Source organism: Pseudomonas sp. R4-15, from assembly GCF_055768815.1.
Map to the genome: position 1 here is coordinate 3,010,096 of NZ_CM147293.1, position 18,860 is coordinate 3,028,955.

General features: G+C 66.2%; 16 protein-coding genes. 4 read left to right on the plus strand and 12 right to left on the minus strand.

Annotated features, from left to right (window positions below):
- Nucleotides 1-12: 12 nt before the first annotated feature.
- The 8 genes from ACYRGX_RS14440 to ACYRGX_RS14475 all read right to left on the minus strand — a co-directional run bounded on the left by ACYRGX_RS14440 (nucleotide 13) and on the right by ACYRGX_RS14475 (nucleotide 11,495).
- Nucleotides 13-1,062, minus strand: coding sequence for a saccharopine dehydrogenase family protein (locus ACYRGX_RS14440; protein ID WP_473053161.1), 1,050 nt, complete (start codon nucleotides 1,060-1,062; stop codon nucleotides 13-15).
- Nucleotides 1,063-1,272: 210 nt separating this feature from the next.
- Complete coding sequence (locus ACYRGX_RS14445) at nucleotides 1,273-1,956, minus strand: response regulator (RefSeq protein WP_473053162.1); 684 nt, start codon at nucleotides 1,954-1,956, stop codon at nucleotides 1,273-1,275.
- Nucleotides 1,953-4,598 (minus strand): ATP-binding protein, encoded by a 2,646-nt coding sequence (locus tag ACYRGX_RS14450; RefSeq protein WP_473053163.1) that lies wholly within the window; start codon nucleotides 4,596-4,598, stop codon nucleotides 1,953-1,955. Before ACYRGX_RS14450 ends, ACYRGX_RS14445 begins: the two co-directional genes overlap by 4 nt.
- Nucleotides 4,595-5,170: a potassium-transporting ATPase subunit KdpC gene (gene kdpC / locus ACYRGX_RS14455; RefSeq protein WP_473053164.1), complete on the minus strand. Its 576-nt coding sequence runs from the start codon at nucleotides 5,168-5,170 to the stop codon at nucleotides 4,595-4,597. The genes ACYRGX_RS14450 and kdpC overlap by 4 nt, the downstream gene beginning before the upstream one ends.
- Nucleotides 5,171-5,193: 23 nt before the next feature.
- On the minus strand, nucleotides 5,194-7,233 hold the full coding sequence (gene kdpB, locus ACYRGX_RS14460) for a potassium-transporting ATPase subunit KdpB (protein WP_473053165.1): 2,040 nt from the start codon (nucleotides 7,231-7,233) through the stop codon (nucleotides 5,194-5,196).
- A 10-nt stretch (nucleotides 7,234-7,243) separates the two neighbouring features.
- Complete coding sequence (gene kdpA, locus ACYRGX_RS14465; protein WP_473053166.1) at nucleotides 7,244-8,932, minus strand: potassium-transporting ATPase subunit KdpA; 1,689 nt, start codon at nucleotides 8,930-8,932, stop codon at nucleotides 7,244-7,246.
- A 185-nt stretch (nucleotides 8,933-9,117) separates the two neighbouring features.
- Nucleotides 9,118-9,843 (minus strand): phosphatase PAP2 family protein, encoded by a 726-nt coding sequence (locus tag ACYRGX_RS14470; protein WP_473053167.1) that lies wholly within the window; start codon nucleotides 9,841-9,843, stop codon nucleotides 9,118-9,120.
- 2 nt (nucleotides 9,844-9,845) lie between these two features.
- Complete coding sequence (locus tag ACYRGX_RS14475; protein ID WP_473053168.1) at nucleotides 9,846-11,495, minus strand: phosphoethanolamine transferase; 1,650 nt, start codon at nucleotides 11,493-11,495, stop codon at nucleotides 9,846-9,848.
- Nucleotides 11,496-11,695: 200 nt separating this feature from the next.
- Between ACYRGX_RS14475 and ACYRGX_RS14480 the strand changes: the two genes are divergently transcribed.
- Nucleotides 11,696-12,547, plus strand: coding sequence for an NHL repeat-containing protein (locus ACYRGX_RS14480; protein WP_473053169.1), 852 nt, complete (start codon nucleotides 11,696-11,698; stop codon nucleotides 12,545-12,547).
- Between the two features lie 128 nt (nucleotides 12,548-12,675).
- Entirely contained in the window at nucleotides 12,676-13,218 is a 543-nt protein-coding gene (locus ACYRGX_RS14485) for a glutathione peroxidase (RefSeq protein ID WP_473053170.1), read from the plus strand.
- Between the two features lie 21 nt (nucleotides 13,219-13,239).
- On the opposite strand, the gene cysW is transcribed toward ACYRGX_RS14485, so the two are convergent.
- The 4 genes from cysW to ACYRGX_RS14505 form a co-directional block, all read right to left on the minus strand.
- On the minus strand, nucleotides 13,240-14,067 hold the full coding sequence (gene cysW, locus ACYRGX_RS14490) for a sulfate ABC transporter permease subunit CysW (protein WP_473053171.1): 828 nt from the start codon (nucleotides 14,065-14,067) through the stop codon (nucleotides 13,240-13,242).
- 8 nt (nucleotides 14,068-14,075) lie between these two features.
- Nucleotides 14,076-14,924 carry a sulfate ABC transporter permease subunit CysT gene (gene cysT, locus ACYRGX_RS14495; protein WP_473053172.1) on the minus strand — a complete coding sequence of 283 codons (849 nt, stop codon included), beginning with the start codon at nucleotides 14,922-14,924 and terminating at the stop codon, nucleotides 14,076-14,078.
- Between the two features lie 84 nt (nucleotides 14,925-15,008).
- On the minus strand, nucleotides 15,009-16,019 hold the full coding sequence (gene cysP / locus ACYRGX_RS14500; RefSeq protein WP_473053173.1) for a thiosulfate ABC transporter substrate-binding protein CysP: 1,011 nt from the start codon (nucleotides 16,017-16,019) through the stop codon (nucleotides 15,009-15,011).
- Between the two features lie 99 nt (nucleotides 16,020-16,118).
- The gene (locus ACYRGX_RS14505) at nucleotides 16,119-17,033 is read right to left on the minus strand and encodes a helix-turn-helix transcriptional regulator (protein ID WP_473053174.1); all 915 of its coding nucleotides are present in this window, start codon (nucleotides 17,031-17,033) and stop codon (nucleotides 16,119-16,121) included.
- Nucleotides 17,034-17,213: 180 nt separating this feature from the next.
- Here ACYRGX_RS14505 and ACYRGX_RS14510 point away from each other — a divergent pair, with 180 nt between their 5' ends.
- On the plus strand, nucleotides 17,214-17,951 hold the full coding sequence (locus ACYRGX_RS14510; protein ID WP_473053175.1) for a fumarylacetoacetate hydrolase family protein: 738 nt from the start codon (nucleotides 17,214-17,216) through the stop codon (nucleotides 17,949-17,951).
- Nucleotides 17,952-18,081: 130 nt separating this feature from the next.
- Entirely contained in the window at nucleotides 18,082-18,843 is a 762-nt protein-coding gene (locus ACYRGX_RS14515; protein WP_473053176.1) for an SDR family oxidoreductase, read from the plus strand.
- Nucleotides 18,844-18,860: the final 17 nt, after the last annotated feature.

Below are 18,860 nucleotides of genomic sequence, written 5' to 3' on the forward strand. Positions count from 1 at the left end.
AACCTCAACGCCTCAGGAGATTTCCAGCCCACCCGAGTCTGGCAAACGCGTCACCAAGTCCGCTCCCAACAACCGAGCTGGCGTGTACGCATCTCCTGGCACTTCATTGGCCAACAGATATTCGACGACGCTCAGCGCGCCGGTGATCGTCAGGCTGTAGCCGTTGGCGGTACGGATGCGTGCGGTCCGGGTATCGCCCTGGGCGTTTCTCGCTTCGCCCCAGACGAAGGTCGGCATGGACGCGCGTTTCTCTTCACTGGGGCCTTTGACGGTTTTTTCGATTCGGGCCTTCAACAGCCGTTGTACGAAGCCCAGCCCCAACAGCGGCCGGATGTAGTTCGCGCGCTTGGCGTTGGCGATCATTCCCGGTGAGCCCGGAATGAAGACTTCGACATTGGGAATCCCCGTGGTGTGGTACGCCGTGGAGACATCGCCCCAGGGAATCGTCATGGCGCTCTTTTCGCCGTCGCCAAAGTCGATGCGCCGCACCTTGTACGCCAGCGGCACGCTGACGATGCGGCCGTCGCGGCGGACCTTGCCGCCCTGGGCCAGCCCCTCGACGGAGGTCTTGGCGGTGCCTGGCGAAAACCCCGAGCGGGAATCGAAGCCCAGCGCCAGGTGGGTCGCATCCGGCAAGGCCTGTTTCAGTGCCAGGGCCACGCAGTCGGTGGGGATCACGTCGAAGCCCACGCCAGGACAGAGCACCACACCGGCCTGGCGGGCGCGCTCGGCCAGCGACTGGGCGTGTTCGAAAACGCTGATTTCGCCGGTGATGTCCAGGTAATGCGCCTGGGCCCTCAGGCAGGCCTCCATCATCGGTACGGCGGTGGCCGAGAATGGCCCGGCGCAATTGAGTACCAGCGTTTGCCCTGCCAACTGACGATCCACGCTTGGGGAGTCGTCGAGGTCGAACACCCTGGCCTGCAGGCCCAATTCCTTCGCCAAGGCCTCGATGCGCGTGCGGTTACGGCCGGCGAGGATCGGTTGCAAGCCGCGACGAACCGCTTCGCGGGCGATCAGTTCACCCGTATAACCGTTCGCACCATAGAGCATCCAGTTCATCGCAGACTCCTGATCCACTGTCGGTAGTGCCAGTTTTTGACCCACATCGAGGGCTGCCGTTGCAGTAACGTCCAGTTGGAGACTGGAATCCGAGCCGATCGTGCAGCTTCACTCCCCTCGCCCGCTTCCAACTGGCAGGCACGCTCGGCGCGATGGCCGACGTTCATGCCCTGCCTACCTGACAAAGGGATGTCCCTGCGTGGCCCTGCCTCAGGCTTCGAGCAAGCGGTAGCCGACGCCGGCCTCGGTGACGATGAAGCGCGGTGCCATCGGATCGTCGCCGAGCTTCTGCCGCAGATGGCCGATCACCACACGCAGATAGTGCGTGCTTTCCAGGTGGCTCGGCCCCCAGACCTCGCGCAGCAGCATCTGCTGGGTCACGACCCGCCCTGGATGTTGCGCCAACAGGCCGAGCACCGCGTATTCCTTGCGCGTCAGCGCGACGGTCTCGCCCGCGAGCGTCACCCGACGGTAGTTGAAGTCGATGCGCAATTCACCGATCTGCAAGGCACTCAACTCGCTCGCACCGCGGTTGTCGCGCAGCAGCACACGCACCCGCGCGAGAAATTCCTGCAGGGCGAACGGCTTGGTCACGTAGTCATTGGCGCCGCCATCGAGCAGCAGCACCTTCTCGGCTTCGCTGGCGCGTACCGACAGCACCAGAACCGGGACCTGGCTGCTTGCCCGCAGCTCCTGCAGTACTTGCCTGCCGTCCCGGTCCGGCAGGCCAAGGTCGAGAACCACCAGGTCAGGCCGCGCCAATGCCGCCTGGGCCAGACCCTCCAGTCCGGTACTGGCCTCCAGCACGCGGTATCCCTGGGCCTCGAGGCTGATGCGGAGGAACTTGCGGATCTGCGGTTCGTCGTCGATCACCAGGATGGCAGCGGGGTTCATGTGTCGTCGTCCCCTTCGGGCTGGGCTTGCAAGGGCAGGTGCAGAGTCAGGCAGGTGCCGGTTCCCCCAGGCCCGTCGGCAACGCTCACATGGCCGCCGTGGGCGCCGATCATACCCTGGCAGATCGCCAAGCCAAGCCCGGTCCCCTGCCCTCCGCGGTCGCCACGCGCCGCGGTGTAGAACATGTCGAAGATGCGCGCTCGCTCATCGGCGGGAATCCCCGGCCCCTGATCGGCCACACTGATGCGCAACTCCTCGGCATCGCTTTCCAGACTGACCTCCAGTCGGCCGCCCTCCGGCGAGAAGCGCGCGGCGTTTTCCAGCACGTTGACCAGCGCCTGCTCGATGAGCGCGGCATGCACGTGCAGCAACGGCAATCCCGGCTGCACCTTGAGCTCCAGCGACAGCGGTGCGAGGACATGCTGCAAGCGCTGCAGGGCGCTGGAGAGAATGTCCGTCGGCGCCACCCAGTCACGGGTCAGGGCCAGCCCGCCATGGCCCAGGCGAGTCATGTCCAACAGGTTCTGGATGTAGCGATCCAGGCGTTCGGCCTCGTTGCGAGTACCTTCGAGCAACTCGCGACGATCTTCCGCGCTGATCGCATCCCCCAACGTCAGCAGGCTGTCGATCGAGCCGCGCATACCGGTCAACGGGGTGCGCAGGTCATGGGACACCGATGCCAGCAACGCACTGCGCAGCTCCTCGGTCTGCCCGTGCAGACGCGCCGCCTCCAGGTCCTCGGCCAGTTGCGCGCGCGCCAGCGCCTGGGCCAGTTGTTGGCCGAGCGAGCCGATCAAGCGGCGTTGCTGCGGTGTCAGCGCCTGCCCCTCGCGAGCGGTCACGCCGAGTAACGCCAAAGGCGCCGACTCGCTGCACAAGGGCAACCACCACCAGCGGCCGCTGGGCAAGGTCCCGGTGCCGTTACCCGCCGGCTGGAGGTGTTGCCAGGCCCACTGCGCCGCCGCCCTCTCCTGCTCGGACAGCGTGTGTAGCCCACCGATCAACGCCTCTCCGCCCGGCTGCGCCAACGCGATGATTTCCAGCTCCGGCCAGGTCGCGAACTGCTGTTCGGCGGCTGCCATCACCGCACGCCGGTCGGTGGCCGCCGCCAGCTTGCGGGACAGCTCCAGCAGCGCGGTGGTTTCCACCTGGCTCTGTCTTAGCGCCTGGAACTGACGCCGCTGGCGGGCGGCCAGGTTGCCGGTGAGGCCGGCCATGAGCAGGAAGAACAGCAGCGTCAGCACGTCTTGCTTGCGCTCGATCTTCAGCGACAGCAGCGGTTCGATGAACAGCAGGTTATAGGCTACGAAGGACAACCCCGCGCAAGCCAGCGCCGGCGCCAGGGCGCTGCGCACGGCGACCAGCAGGACGGCGGCGAGGAACACCAGCGAGATGTTCGGCAGCTCCACGAAGCGCGCCAGCAAGGACGCCACGGCCGTGGCTCCCAGGCTCGCGCCGAAGGCCAGCAGGTAGTCGCGCCAGGGCGTCGGCGCGGGCCTGCCGGCACTGCTCGGCAACCGCCGAGGCCCGGCATCCAGCACGCTGATTTCCAGCCCGGCACCGCGGTCGATCAATTGCTGCGCCACGCCGCGCCGCAACCCCAGCCGCCGCGACAGGCGCGGACCACTGCGCCCCACCAGAATCACGCTGGCACGACGCTCGCGGGCGTGTTCCAACAGGCTGGCGGCGACCCTGTCGCCGTGCAGTACCACGACCTCGCCACCCAGCCGCTCGCCCAGCATCTGCGCCGCCTGCAGGCGCGCCAGGTGGTCCTCGCCACGCCGCGCACCGGAGGCCACGTGCACCAGCGACCAGGGTAAGTGGCGTCGTTCCGCCACCTGGCAGGCCTGGCGTACCAGACGCTCGGCCTGCTCGTCACCGTCGATGCCGACCAGCAGCCGGCCGCGCACGGTCGGCGCCTGCTGGCCCTGCTGGCGGTAGCGACGGGCCAGATCCGCGTCCACCCGGGCCGCTGCGGTGTGCATCGCCAGTTCGCGCAAGGCGGTGAGGTTGGTCTGGCTGAAGAACGCATCGATCGCCGCCCTCGCCTGCTCCGGCACGTAGACCTTGCCTTCGCGCAGGCGCTCGAGCAGATCCCGGGGCGGCAGATCGATCAGCAGAATCTCGTCGGCCTCCTGCACCACCCAGTCCGGCAGCGTCTCGCGGACCTGCACGCCGGTGATGTCGCGCACCTGGTCGTTGAGACTTTCCAGGTGCTGCACGTTGACCGTGGTGTAGACGTCGATGCCGGCGGCGAGCAGTTCCTGGACGTCCTGCCAACGCTTTTCATGACGCCCGCCAGGGACGTTGCTGTGTGCCAGTTCGTCGACCAACACCAGTCGCGGCGGATCGGCCAGCAGGCCATCGAGATCCAGTTCCGCCAGCGGCAGGCCACGGTAGTCGCGGCGCAGCGGCGCTTGCTGCGGCAAGCCGGCGAGCAGCGCCGCGGTTTCCGCGCGGCCGTGGGTTTCCACCACTCCCACGCGCAGCGCCACGCCCTGCCGTCGCTGCGCGTGGGCCGCCTGCAGCATGGCGTAGGTCTTGCCCACGCCGGGCGCCGCGCCGAGAAATACCTTCAGGCGGCCTCGCCCGCTCGGGGGCAACTCCGCCAGCAGGGCATCGGCGCGTACGGCATCGCTCATGGCGTTCTCGGGATCGGTGCGAGGCCGCGATTGTCCGTCAGGGCCAGGTTCAGCGCCAGTACGTTGACCACCGTGGGGCCGAACAGCGAGCGCTCGCTGTGTGCGGCGATCAAGCGCTCCAGCTCGGCTGCGGGGATGCCCCGCGCACGGGCGATACGCGGGATCTGCCAGCGCGCCGCGGCAGGCGACAGATGCGGATCGAGTCCGCTGCCGGAAGTGGTGACCAACTCCAGCGGCACCGGGGTGGCGCCCTCCCCCGTCAGCCGTTGGACACTCGCCGCGACACGCTCGCGCAAGGCTGGGTTGCTCGGCGACAGGTTGCTCGCCGCGCTGGCGACGGTGGCGTAGCCGCCCGCGGACGGACGCGGCTGGAACCACTCGGCGCTGTCGAACGGTTGCGCCAGCAAGGCGCTGCCACGCACCTCGCCCTGGGCGTCACGCAGCAGGCTGCCGTTGGCCTGCGCGGGGAATGCCGCCTGGGCGACGGCAGTGACCAGCAGCGGATAGGCAATGCCCGTGAGCAGGGTCATCAGCATGAGAAAGCCGACAGCGATACGGATCTGCTTGAACATGGGGTTCTCCTTGTCGGCGAGGGTCAGACCAGACCCAGGCCGTTGAGCAGCAGGTCGATCAGTTTGATCCCGACGAAGGGCGCCAGCAGCCCGCCCACGCCGTAGATCAACAGGTTGCGGCGGAGCAGCGTGGCGGCGTTGGCGGCCTGCACGCGCACACCGCGCAAGGCCAGCGGGATCAGCGCGACGATGATCAGCGCGTTGAACACGATCGCCGAGAGAATCGCGCTTTGCGGGCTGCCCAGGCGCATCACATCCAGCGCAGCGAGCTGCGGATAGAGACTGGCGAACAGCGCCGGGAGGATGGCGAAGTACTTGGCCACGTCGTTGGCGACCGAAAAGGTAGTCAGTGCGCCGCGGGTCACCAGCAGTTCCTTGCCCACCTGCACGACGTCGAGCAGCTTGGTCGGGTCGGAATCCAGGTCGACCAGATTGGCCGCCTCGCGGGCGGCCTGGGTGCCGTCGTTCATCGCCAGGCCGACGTCGGCCTGGGCCAGCGCCGGCGCGTCGTTGGCGCCATCGCCGCACATCGCCACCAGCTTGCCATCGTTCTGCTCGGCGCGGATGCGCTGCAGCTTCTTCTCCGGCGTGGCTTCGGCGATCACGTCATCGACGCCCGCCTCCGCCGCGATGGCCGCCGCGGTCAGCGGGTTATCCCCGGTGACCATCACCGTGCGGATGCCCATCCGCCGCAGCTCGGCGAAGCGCTCGCGGATGCCCGGCTTGACCACGTCCTTGAGATGGATCGCCCCCAGCAGGCGGCCCTCGCCGGCGACCAGCAGCGGCGTGCCGCCGCTCTGGGCGATGGCGTCCACCTCGCGCGCCAGCGGCTCGGGGAGTTCGTTGCGGCGCAAGCCCAGGTAGGCGAGCAGCGCATCCACGGCCCCTTTGCGATAAGACACGCCCTTCCAGTCCGCACCGGAAAGGCGGGTTTCCGCGGAAAACGTGATGGCCTCGATCTCGTCCCGGCCGGGCGCCTTCATCGGGTGCAGGTTGTGCAGGTACTCGACGATGGACTTGCCCTCGGGCGTATCGTCCGCCAGCGAGGCCAGCAGCGCTGCCTCGGCGAGCACCGTGGTGGAGACGCCCGGCGCCTTGAACAGTGCGCTGCAGCGCCGGTTGCCGAAGGTGATGGTGCCGGTCTTGTCGAGCAGCAGTGTATGCACGTCGCCGGCCGCCTCCACCGCGCGCCCGGATTTGGCGATGACGTTGAGGCGCACCAGGCGGTCCATGCCGGCGATGCCGATGGCCGACAGCAGCCCGCCGATGGTGGTCGGCACCAGCGTCACCAGCAGCGCCGCCAGATAGACCAGCGGCAACTGCCCACCGGCGTAGCGTGCGAAGGGTTCGAGGGTAACCACCACGATCAGGAAGATCGCCGTCAGCCCCAGCAACAGCGTATCCAGGGCGACCTCGTTGGGTGTCTTCTGCCGCCGCGCGCCTTCCACCAGGGCGATCATCCGATCCAGGGTGGATTCCCCCGGATCGACACTGATGCGCACCAGCAGCCAGTCCGAGACGATCCGCGTGTTGCCGGTGACCGCCGAGCGATCGCCGCCGGACTCGCGGATCACCGGGGCTGACTCGCCGGTGATCGCCGCCTCGTTGACCGCCGCGACACCGGCGATCACCTCGCCGTCGCCGGGGATCAACTCACCGGCCTCGACACGCACCACGTCGCCCTTGCGCAACTCGCCGGCAGGCACCTGCTCGAAGCCTTCGCCCACCTGACGGCGCGCGCTCAGGCCCTCGCTGCCCGCCTTGAGGCTGTCGGCGCGCGCCTTGCCACGGCCTTCGGCGAGGGCCTCGGCAAAGTTCGCGAAGAGCACGGTAAACCACAGCCACAGGGTGATCTGCACGGCCAGCGCGGTACTCACCGCCGCGCTCGGCAGCAGGCACAGCAGCGTCGTCAGTACGGCGGTCAGCGCCACCAGCATCATCACCGGGGAGCGCTTCAGGTGCGTCGGCGCCAGTTTCACGAAGGCTTGTCTGAGGGCCGGGCGCCATAGGCTGGCGAAGTCGGTGGCCGCCGTCATCGCGGTGTTCTCGGTGGAAACATTCATCGCAGGTTCCTCAAGGCGCCAGATATTCGGCCAGCGGGCCCAGGGCCAGCGCCGGCAGGAAGGTCAGGCCACCGATCAACAGAATGGTCAGGCTCAGCAGCACCACGAACAGCGGGCCATGGGTCGGGAAGCCTTCGCTTTCCAGTGGCGCCCGTCGCTTGTTCACCAGGCCGCCGGCGATCGCCAGCACCGGCAGGATGTAACCGAAGCGTCCGAGCAGCATGGCCAGCCCGAGCATCAGGTTGTGGTAAGGCGTAGCCGCGCCGAAGCCGGCGAAGGCCGAGCCGTTGTTGCCGGTCGCCGAGCTGTAGGCGTAGAGCAACTGGCTGAAGCCGTGCGGCCCCGGGTTGCTGATGGCGCTCGCCGGGCCATCCAGGCTCAGCGCCAGGGCGCAGAACGCCAGCACGCCCACCGGCATCACCAGCAGCGTCGCGACCAGCAAACGCACCTCGCGGGCCTCGAGCTTCTTGCCCAGGTACGCGGGCGTGCGGCCGATCATCAGGCCGGCGAGGAAGACCGCGATCAGCACGAACAGCAGCATGCCGGTCAGGCCCACGCCAACCCCGCCGAAAATGATCTCGCCCAGCTGGATGTTGAACAGTGGCACCAGGCCGCCCAGGGCGCTGAAACTGTCGTGCATCGCGTTCACCGAGCCATTCGAGGCGGCGCTGGTGGCTACCGCCCAGAGCGCCGAGGCGGCGACGCCAAAGCGTGTCTCCTTGCCCTCCAGCGAACCGGCCTGCTCGATGGGCAAGCCCGCCAGTGCCGGGTTGGGCTGGGCTTCGGCCCATAGCGTCACGCCCAGGCCGATGCAGAACAACAGCAGCATGCAGGCGAGGATCGCCCGGCTCTGGCGCAGGTCGCGCACGTAGTATCCGAAGGTGAAGACCAATGCGGCGGGAATCAGCAAAATGGCCGCCACCTCGAACAGATTGCTCAGCGCCGTGGGGTTCTCGAACGGATGCGCGGAGTTGACCCCGAAGAACCCGCCACCATTGGTGCCCAGCTGCTTGATGGCGATCTGGCTGGCCGCAGGCCCCAGCGGAATGCTCTGTTCGGCGCCGGCCAGAGTATGCACCTGCAGATAATCGGCGAAGCTCTGCGGAACGCCCTGCCAGACGAGGAACAGCGCGAACACCAGGCTCAGCGGCAGCAGGCCATAGAGCGTCACGCGGGTCAGGTCGACCCAGAAGTTGCCCAGGCGCCCGTCCGCGGTGCCGGCGATACCGCGAGCAAAGGCCGCAAGAATCGCCACTCCGACCGCAGGGCTGAGGAAGTTCTGCACCGTCAGCCCGGCCATCTGGCTTAGGTAGCTCATCTGCGCCTCACCGCTGTAGGCCTGCCAGTTGGTATTGGTCAGGAAGCTCACCGCGGTGTTCAGCGCCAGGCTGGGTTCCAGGCCGGCGAATCCTTCAGGGTTCAGAGGCAGCAGGCCCTGCAGCGAGAGCAAAACGAAGAGCAGCAGGAAACTCGCCAGGCTGAACGCCAGCAGCGCGAGGCTGTAAGCCTTCCAGTCCTGCCCGAGGTTGGCATCGACGCCGATCAGTCGGTAGCACACGCGCTCCAGCGGGCGCAGCAGCGGCGTCAGCCAGGTGCGTTCACCCTCCATCACGCGGTACAGGTAGCGACCGAGCAACGGCGCAGGCAGCAATACGAGTATGGCGAAGGCCAGTAGCAAGCCCAGCGTCTGGCTGCTCATCGGGCCTCCCGCGATCGCACGGGCAGGCCCTGGAAGGCCTGGTCGGATGAATTCATGTCACGGCTCCTGAATGCGGCGAAGGCCGCGTTGCCGTGAAATTCTCCGACTCAGGCGCGTAAAGGCGCGATGGGGCTAGCGTGGCCGGGGCGTAAAGAAAGCGTATCGATTTCCGCCACGCCGGCGCTTCAAGGACGGGCCACGAAGGCCTCGGGCAGCGGCGCCGGAGCGCGCCGGAACAGCATCAGCCGGTACAACAGCAGGCAGATCGTCCAGTCGAATAGCGCGGTCCAGACGTTGTGCGAGAGAAAGTGCGCCCCCTGCATCATGCGTCCCAACGACAGCACACTGCCCAGTGCCAGGGCGGCGCCGAGGGCGACGATGGCCAGACGCGGCTTGCGATCGCGTAAGGCGAAGAACAAGGCGATCAGCGAGAACCCCGCGGAGGCATGGCCGCCAGGCCAGCAGAGCCCCGGCTTGTCGGTGGGCGCCCGGCTGGACAGCAGCGGCGTGTAGATTTCGTTGCCACCGAAGGCTTCCAGGCTCCAGGGACAATGCACGCCGGTCAGCACTTTCAGCGGCATCACGATGCTCGTGCAGAGCGCAAAGGCCAGTACCAGATAGCCCAGCGCCCGGCGCAGCGGCCGTATCCGAGGCAACACAAACGTGAGCAGCCAGCCTGCGAGCGAGAGGAACGCGAAAGCGATCACCGCCTGCTTGACCCGATCGTGCAGCAGGGTCTCGAACAGGTAGCCGTACTGCTTGCCGATGAAGCCCTGGCCCGGCTGATAGAAAAGCCGCTCGATGCGAAAGTCCAGGTGCGTCGGATCACCCAGCAGCAGGGCCAGAGCCAGCAGAATCGGGATACCCAACCACCAGGCGAAAGGCATGGGGCGCGAGGCTTGCGTGGACATGTTCAACTCCTTTTGGCGATGACGTTGACGGGGCGCCGGCAGGCGGCGAAGAGATCCAGGTCGCGGTGGTATTCCTGGGTGTCCACCTGCAGCAGCCCGAGCATGGAATGGAACAGGTTGTCCTGGCTGTAGCTCTGCCCCAGGTTGCTGCGCAGGCAGCTCTCGTCGAGTGAAAAGTCGCGCTGGTAGCCTGGTGAGAACCACATGAGCATCGGTACGTGAGTCTGTTGCGGCGGCGCCAGCGCATAGGGCGTGCCGTGCAGGTAGAGGTTGTACTCACCCAGCGACTCGCCGTGGTCGGACAGGTAGATGAACGCCGTATCGAGATCGTCCTGCCGGGAGCGCAGCACATCGATCACGCCCGCGAGGACATGGTCGGTGTAACCGATGATGTTGTCGTAGGTATTGACGATGCTTTGCCGCGAGCAGTCGTTCAATGCATTGCTCACGCAGATCGGCTGGAAACGTTGGAATTGCGAGGGATAGCGCTTGAAATAGTCCGGACCGTGGCTGCCCATCTGGTGCAACACCAGTACGGCGTCACCCTGCAGGTTTTGCAGGTAGCGCTGCAGGTTGGCCACCAGGATGCCGTCGCGGCACTCGCCATCGCCACAGAACTCCGGATCATTGGCGTCGCGCACGCTGACGTGCTCGACCCGGTCGCAGGTACCCTTGCACCCGGACTGGTTGTCGATCCAGCTGACCTTGAGCCCGGCACGCTGGAGGATGTCGAGCAGACCATCCTGGTGTTCGGCGCGGCCGGCGTCGTAGTCCTTGCGGGTCATCCGGGAGAACATGCAGGGCACGGAGACCGCCGTCTCGGTGCCACAGGAGGTGACCTGGGCAAAGCCCAGCAGACCGTCCTGGCGAGCGAGTTCGGGCGTCGTGTCACGCTCGTAGCCGAGCACGCCGAAGTGGTCCGCCCGGGCGCTCTCCCCCACCACCAGCACCGTCAGCGAGCGGCGCTGGTGCTGTTTCCAGGCCGCATCCAGGTGTGCGTCCTCGCCCACCGTTTGCCAGGGCTGGCTGCCGCTGGCGAGACTCTCGCGGACATAGCCATAGAGTGCGGAAAGGTAGTTGCTCGGTACCGCCAGCAGGCGCAGTTCATGGTGGTTACGCAGCAGTGAGGCCATGCCCTGGTACTGCACCAGCGCCACGCCCAGCAGCACCCCCAGCGCCACGGCCGCGACCGCCACACGCCCCAGCAGGTCGCGCCAGAGGCTGCGGCTCGGCGCCAACGGCAACCGATAGAGCAACCAGCTCGGCAACGCGCCGAACAGCAGCAGGTAGCCGGCCAGTTTCCAGGAGAGCAGGTCGAGCACTTCGTGCAGGTCGGTCTGGGCGACGTTGCGCAGCATCTCGCGATCGAACATCACCCCGTACTGCCCCATGAAATACAGCGTCAGCGCACTGCCGAAGAACAGCACCATCAGCACCGGTTTGAGCAGCGGTCTGGCGGAGAACAGCAACAGGACCAGGCAGAATGCCGCCCAGAGCATGGCCCCGAAACCGAGCCGCAAGAAGGACTCGCCCGTGTCCGGCAGGATCTGCTGCAGGCGTTGCCAGAGCGGCTGGTTGTAGAACAGCACAAGGACTGCGGCAGCGAGCGGCGCGAGCCAGTGCGGAGCGATTCGATAGCGGCTGATGGACATGTATCCCCCTGTCCGGACCTCGTGGATATCGGCGCGCAGACTAGGGGGGGAATGGTGAGTTTCCGGTGAGCCAATTGTTAAGAAAATGTCAATGAAACCAGCCACTTGAGCCATTGACGATTCCTTCACAAACGCATCACGAAAGCTTCAGGAAAGGCGCTCTAGCCTGCCGGCCGTCAATCCTTCCGGAGCCCTTCCGAATGCGCCGTCCGCTTCGCTTCTTCACCGGCCTGACACTGGCCATCGTAGTCCTCGGCGCCGGCATACCGGCCTGGCGCCACTTCGCGCCGGTATTCGCTCAAAGCGGTTGGCACTACAGCGAAGTGGCGGGAAACCTGAAAATGGTCAGCGCGCTGGCCGACGGCCCTGACGGCCGCCTCTGGCTCACCGAGGAAATGCCTGACGGACGTGGCCGACTGTTGCGGCGCGAGGCCGATGGCACGCTGGACAGCCTCGCTGAGGGCCTGTCGAAACCCGATGGCATGGTTGACTTCCTCGACGGCGTGGCCTACAGCCAGGAAGAAGGCGAGCAACCGGTGATCTGGTGGCACGGCGATCGACGCGAGGTGCTTTTCGAGGGTTTCGCCGTGGAAGGACTCGCCTCACAGGGGCAGTACCTGTATGCGATCGAAGACCGCAAGGGCAACGGCAGACTGCTGCGCTACGACGCACAAAGTCACGAGACCCGCGTGTTGCTCGAGGGGCTGGATCAGGCCGAGAGCGTCGCGGTCTGCCCCGATGGCTCACTGGTGTACCTGCAGAAGCAACTGGGCGAGGTCCGCAAGCTCGACACCGAGCACGGCAACCCGCGACTCATTTCCGGGCTCAATCAGCCCGGCTTCCTGCTCTGCAACGGCGACGGTCTGTGGGTCACCGAGGACGCCACGCACATGGCCCGGGTACTGCGCCTGGATGGCAACGGCGTGCTGCACACGGTACTGAACCACCTGCGCGCGCCACAGACGCTGCTGCAGGTGGGAGCGGGACGCTACCTGCTCGCCGAACAGGGGCGTGATCGTATCCTGAGCCTGGAGCAGTCGGTATCGAATTGAGCCTGTGACGTGCTCGGCGATGCATCCGAGTATCGCGCTAGGTCTTTCTCTGCCGCCGCCAGCCGGCTAGTCTTTAGCGAGCGGGCGGCACTGGGCCGTCCGGCCGATTGCATCATTAAGGAATCCCCATGAGCGCGCTCTACGACATCCCCGTCAACCGCATCGATGGACAGTCCGCCAGCCTCGGCGATTACGCAGGCAAGGTCCTGCTGGTGGTCAATGTGGCCTCCAAATGCGGACTAACCCCCCAGTACACCGGTCTGGAAGCGCTCTACCAGGCCAAGCACGCCCAGGGGCTGGAAGTGCTCGGCTTCCCCGCCAACGATTTCAAGGGCCAGGAGCCGGGCAGCGATGCCGAGATCAGCGAATTCTGCTCGCTGAACTACGACGTGCACTTCCCGCTGTTCTCCAAGATCAGCGTACTTGGCGAGACCCGTCACCCGCTGTACGACGCGCTGACCGCCGCGCAGCCGGACGCGATCAACGAAGGTCCGATGCGCGAGCGCCTGAAGGGCTTCGGCATCGAGCCGTCGAATCCGCCGGAAGTGCTGTGGAATTTCGAGAAGTTCCTGATCGGCCGTGACGGTCAGGTGCTGGCGCGCTTCGCACCGGACGTCACCGCCGACGACCCGCGCCTGGTCGAGGCGATCGACAAGGCGCTGGCGGCCTAAGCGCTACCCCGTGCGGCGGCCTCAGGCTGCCGCACGACGCAGCAGGTTGCGCTGGCGCCACTCCATGAAGGTCTTCAGCAGTAGCGTCAGCAACGCCATGCAGGCCAGCAGTGCAGCGGCGGTGAAGGCCGCCGCGGTCTTGTAGTCGTTGTTCAGCTGATCCACCAGCAAAGGTAGCGTCAGCGTCTGGTTCATGATGGTGCCGGAGACCACCGAGACCGCGCCGAACTCACCCACCGCCCGCGCGTTGCTCACCACCACACCGTAGAGCAGCGCCCACTTCATCTTCGGCAGGCTGATGCGGCGGAAGATCTGCCAGCCATTGGCGCCCAGGCACAGGGCGGCGGTTTCCTCGTCGGCACCCTGCGCCTGCATCACGGGAATCAGGATGCGCGCCACGTAGGGCGCGGTGACGAAGATGGTGACCATGACGATCCCCGGCCAGGCGAACATCAGCTGGATGTCGCGCGCATAGAACCAACCGCCGATCAGGCTCTCCACCCCGTACATCACCAGGTAGCAGAGGCCGGCGACCACCGGCGACACCGCGTAGGGAATGTCCACCAGTGTGGTCAGCAGCTTGCGCCCGCGGAAGTCGTAGCGCGTCACGCACCAAGCCAGGCAGATGCCGAAGGCCAGGTTGATCGGCACCGTGAGCACCGCGACGAACAGGGTCAGGAAGATCGCATGCTGCATGTAGTCCTGGGACAGGTTCTCCACCAGCAGGCCCCAGCCGCCGGACAGCGCCTGGCTGAAGATCAGCGCCAGCGGCACGATCAGGATCAGCCCCACCGCCGCCAGGCCGAGAACGATCAGCAGCCACTGCTGCCAGGAATCGGGGCGTTTCATCTGACTCTTCATTTGCGCTTCCAGGCCAGCAGACGACCCTGCAGCAGTTGCAGCAGGAACAGCAGCGTCAGGGAACAGAGCAGGATCACCGAAGCGATGGCCGCGGCGGCCGGATAGTCGAATTCCTGCAAACGCACGAAGATCATCAGCGAGGTGACCTCGGTCTTGAACGGCATGTTGCCGGCGATCATGATCACCGCGCCGAACTCGCCGAGGCTGCGGATGAACGACTGCGAAGCGCCGGTGACCAGCGCCGGCACCAGGGTAGGCAGGATCACGTGCCAGAAGGTCTGCCAGCGACTGGCGCCCAGGGTGCGCGCCGCCTCCTCGTACTCGTGGCCGAGGTCCTGCAGCACCGGCTGCACGGTGCGAACCACGAACGGCAGGCTGGTGAAGGTCATGGCGATGACGATCCCCGGATAGGCATAGGCGACCTTGAGGCCGGCCGCCGCCAGCCATTGACCAATCCAGCCGCCGGGAGACAGCAGCGCGGCGAGGGTCAGGCCGGCCACCGAGGTAGGCAAGGCGAACGGCAGGTCGACCAGCGCGTCCACCAGGCGTCGTCCGGGAAACTCGTAGCGGCTGATGATCCAGGCCAGCAACAGGCCGATCAGGGTCGCCGCAAGGGTCGCGTAGAAGGCACCGCTGACCGTCACCCAGTAGCTGGCGATCACCCGCTTGTCGCTGATGGCGCGCCAGTACTGGGCCCAGGACATGTCGCTGACGTACAGCAGCAAGGCGGAAATCGGGAAGAGGATCACCAGCGCCAGGTACAGGCTGCTGACCCCGAAACTGAGGCCGAAGCCCGGCAAGGTGGCGGACTGGCGGAAGAACCAGGAGGCGTTTCTACTACTCACGGGCGGGCGCTTGTCACAAAACAAAGTCGGCCATTCTGCACGGCTGAAAGCCGCCTGCAAAGGCGGCTTTCATATCCCGGACGTTTACTGCGCGAGCAGTTCGTCGAGCACGCCGCCACTGGCGAAGTGGGTCTGCTGGATATCGTCCCAACTGCCGAGCACGTCGGTGGGGTTGATCAGCTCGATCTGCGGGAAGCGGTCTGCACTGGCCTTCACCGCCTCGGCGTCGTGCACGCGGTAGTTGAAGGTGGTCAGCAGCTTCTGGATTTCCGGGCTGTATTCGAAGCGCAGGAATTCCTCGGCGACGTCGCGGGTGCCCTTGGCATCCACTACCTTGTCGACCACCGCGACCGGGAACTCGGCGAGCACGCTCACCGGCGGCACCACGATCTCGTAGCCACCGGCCTTGAACTCGTCGCTGTTGGCGATGTTCACCACCTCGGACTCGAAGGTCAGCAGCGCATCGCCCTGCCCGTTCTGGTCGAAGGCCAGGGTCGCGCCACGGCCACCGGTGGGGAAGCTCTCGACATTGTGCAGCAGCTTGGAGACGAACTCGCGGGTCTTGGCTTCGTCGCCATTGAACTTCTGGTTGGCGTAGAGCCAGGCGCCCAGGTAGCTGTAGCGCGCGTTACCGGAGGTTTTCGGGTTGGGGAAGACGACCTTCACGTCATCGCGCACCAGGTCGTCCCAGGTGTGGATGTTCTTCGGGTTGCCCTTGCGCACCAGGAAGGCGATGGTGCTGTAGTACGGCGAGCTGTTGTTGGGGAACTGGCTCGCCCAGTCCTTGCGCACCAGACCGCGCTTGGCGAGGATCTCGATGTCGGTGACCTGGTTGAAGGTCACGGTATCCACCTTCTTGCCCTGGATGATGTCCTGGGCCTGGCGCGAGGTGCCGGCGAAGGATTGGTCGATCTGCAGGTTCTGGCCGGTCTTTTCCTTCCAGTGCTCGACGAACAGCGGGTTGATCTTGCCGAACAGTTCGCGGGCGATGTCATAGGACGCGTTGAGGATCGTCGGCGATTCCTGGGCGCTGGCAAGCCCGGCGCCACCGAGGGCGGAGGCAAATGCGCTGGCCAGCAGCAGTTTCTTCAGCATGGATCACTCCCTGTCTGTGCGTTTGGGGCGGCCATTGTGCATCACCGGTATATTCGGCTGAAGTAACTTTTGATTAGGTTTTTATAACCAGAATGCAGTTCAACGTGCCCCGCCCTGCCCTGCGTCACGGCGAAAACGACTCGGCGGCACGCCATGCAACTGACGGAAGCGTCGGGAGAAGTAGGCTTCATCGGCATAGCCGCACTGGCGCGCCACTTCCGCCATCGGCAACGGCGTCTCCAGCAGCAGGCTGCGCGCCCGCTGCATGCGCCGCTGCAGCACCAGCTCGCTGAAGCTCTGCCCGGTTTCCTTGCGCAGCCAGTGGGTGAGGTAGCTCGGCGACAGGCAGGTGGCTGCGGCCACCGCCTTGAGGTCCAAACGCGGATCGGCCAGATGCTCGCGCACGTAGCGGCTCATGCGCGACAGCGCATCGCGCCGGCTGCGCCGGGTGACGTTGGACGCCGCCATCGCCTGCAGCGGCTCCGCGTAGGCCTGGCAGACGCAGGCTATCAATTGCAGCAGGCATCCCCGGAGATACTCGCGGCTGCCGAAGCGGTCATCCTCGGCCACCCGCCGCATGTCGCCGATCAGCCGCTGCAGGGCCGCCCAGTCGGCGTTGCCGAGGGCGAAATCCAGGTGCTGCTGGAAGCGGAACGGCGCCAGTTCCGGCGCCTGCGCCAGCGATACCTCTTCCAGCTCCATCGGCGAACAGTCCAGATGCGGCAGCAGGAAACTCTGCTCGAAATTGATCAGTAGTGCCCGTTCTCCCGGCGCCGGGGCGATGTGATGGACACGGTGCGGCAGGACGAAGGCCAGCCCCTGGCGTGGCAGCACCCGCTCCGCCTCGCCGATACGCTGGGTGGTCGCGGCCCCGAGATTGACCTGAATCTGGAAATAGCTGTGCCGATGCGGCGCCGGCTCGGCCTGACCGGCGAATTTCTCGCGTAGGTGGAAGTCGCTGCGCTCGCCGCGCAGCCGCAGCGCGAGGGTCGGGATCTTGGCGACGGCAGGCATGGCGGTCTCCGGCAGGTGGAGTCGTACGATAACCTGCAGCGACGCCTATCGCGAATCTGCCTCGTCCACCACTCCGGGAAACCCGTTTTTCTCCAAGCGACTGTCCGGATTCTACAAACTGGCCGCCCTGCGCATCGTCTAGGATGGACCTCGCCACTCAGCCATAAAAGGAATAACAAGATGGATGCGTGCGATACCCCTTTGCGCGAAGCGCTGCCCCTGCCGGCACCGCCGCTACCGGTCAGCCTGCCGATCCAGGGCAGTAACCAGCGCTTCTTCGTCAACCGGGTGTTCTGCCTGGGACGCAACTACCGCTGGGACGCCGCCGCGGTCACCCCTGACGAGCTTTTCTACTTCATGAAGCCCAACACCGCGGTGATCGAGGCCGAAGGCGATATCCCTTTTCCGCCCGCCACCGAGGACTACTGCCACGAGATCGAACTGGTGGTCGCTATCGGTCGTGGGGGTAGCTGCATTCCGGCAGATCGGGCCCTGGACCACGTCTGGGGCTACGCCGCCGGCCTGGACATGACGCGCCGCGACCTGCAGCACAGAGCCAAGCGCGCCGGTGGTTCCTGGGAGGCGGCCAAGGCCTTCGACGGTTCTGCGCCCATCGCTGCCTTGCAGCGTGTGCGGCCCGATACCGACGCCCCCCAGGGGCGGATATGGCTGAAGGTGAATGGCGAACTGCGCCAGCAGGCCGATCTGGACGCGCTGATCCGGCCGATCGCCCAGGCCATCAGCGAATTGTCCACATTCATCGCCCTGCAGCCGGGCGACTTGCTGATGACCGGCACGCCGGCAGGCGTCGCCGCCGTGCAACCGGGTGACCTGATCGAGGCCGGCGTGGAAGGCATTGGCGAACTGCGTGTGCGCATCGCCCCGGGCATGGCGAAACAGGCAAGCCGGGCAACGTAATAGCCTGCGCACACAAGCGCGAGTCGACTGCTTGTGCGATAAAGGCCCTGCGCCTGAACGCAGGCGACCCATCGCGACGCTACGAATCGCGAAATCAAACAGCAACAGACCCTAGGAAGAGAACAATAAAATGACCCAAGCTAACGCTCGTATCGCCCTGGTCACCGGCGCCGGCAGCGGCATCGGCCGTGCAGTCGCCCTGGCGCTCGCCGAGGATGGCTTCACCCTGGTCCTCGCCGGCCGACGCGCCGAACCGCTGGATGCCGTTGCCGGAGAGATCCGCGCACTGGGCGGCGAGGCACTGGGCGTGCCGACCGACGTGCGCGACGAAGCCAGCGTGGACGATCTGTTCGCCCGCATCGAGGCCGAATATGGCCGCCTGGACCTGATCTTCAACAACGCCGGCGTGGGCGCTCCGGCGGTTCCGGTCGACGAACTCGACGTGGCACAGTGGCGCAACGTGATCGACACCAACCTCACCGGGGTTTTCCTCTGCGCCCGCGCCGCCTTCGGCCTGATGCGCCGCCAGCAGCCGCAGGGTGGCCGCATCATCAACAACGGCTCGATCTCCGCGCATGCGCCACGGCCCTTCAGCGTCGCCTACACGGCCAGCAAGCACGCGGTGCTCGGCCTGACCAAGACCCTGTCGCTGGATGGCCGCGCATTCTCCATCGCCTGCGGGCAGATCGACATCGGCAACGCCCTGACCGAACTGTCCGAGCGCATGACCCGCGGCGTACTGCAGGCCAACGGCGAGACCGCCGTGGAGCCGATGTGCGACGTGCGCGAAGTCGCCCAGGCGGTTTCCTACATGGCCTCGCTGCCGCTCACCAGCAACGTGCTGAACCTCACCGTCATGGCCAACTCGATGCCCTTCGTCGGTCGCGGCTAAGGTGTCCGGGCCCGTCC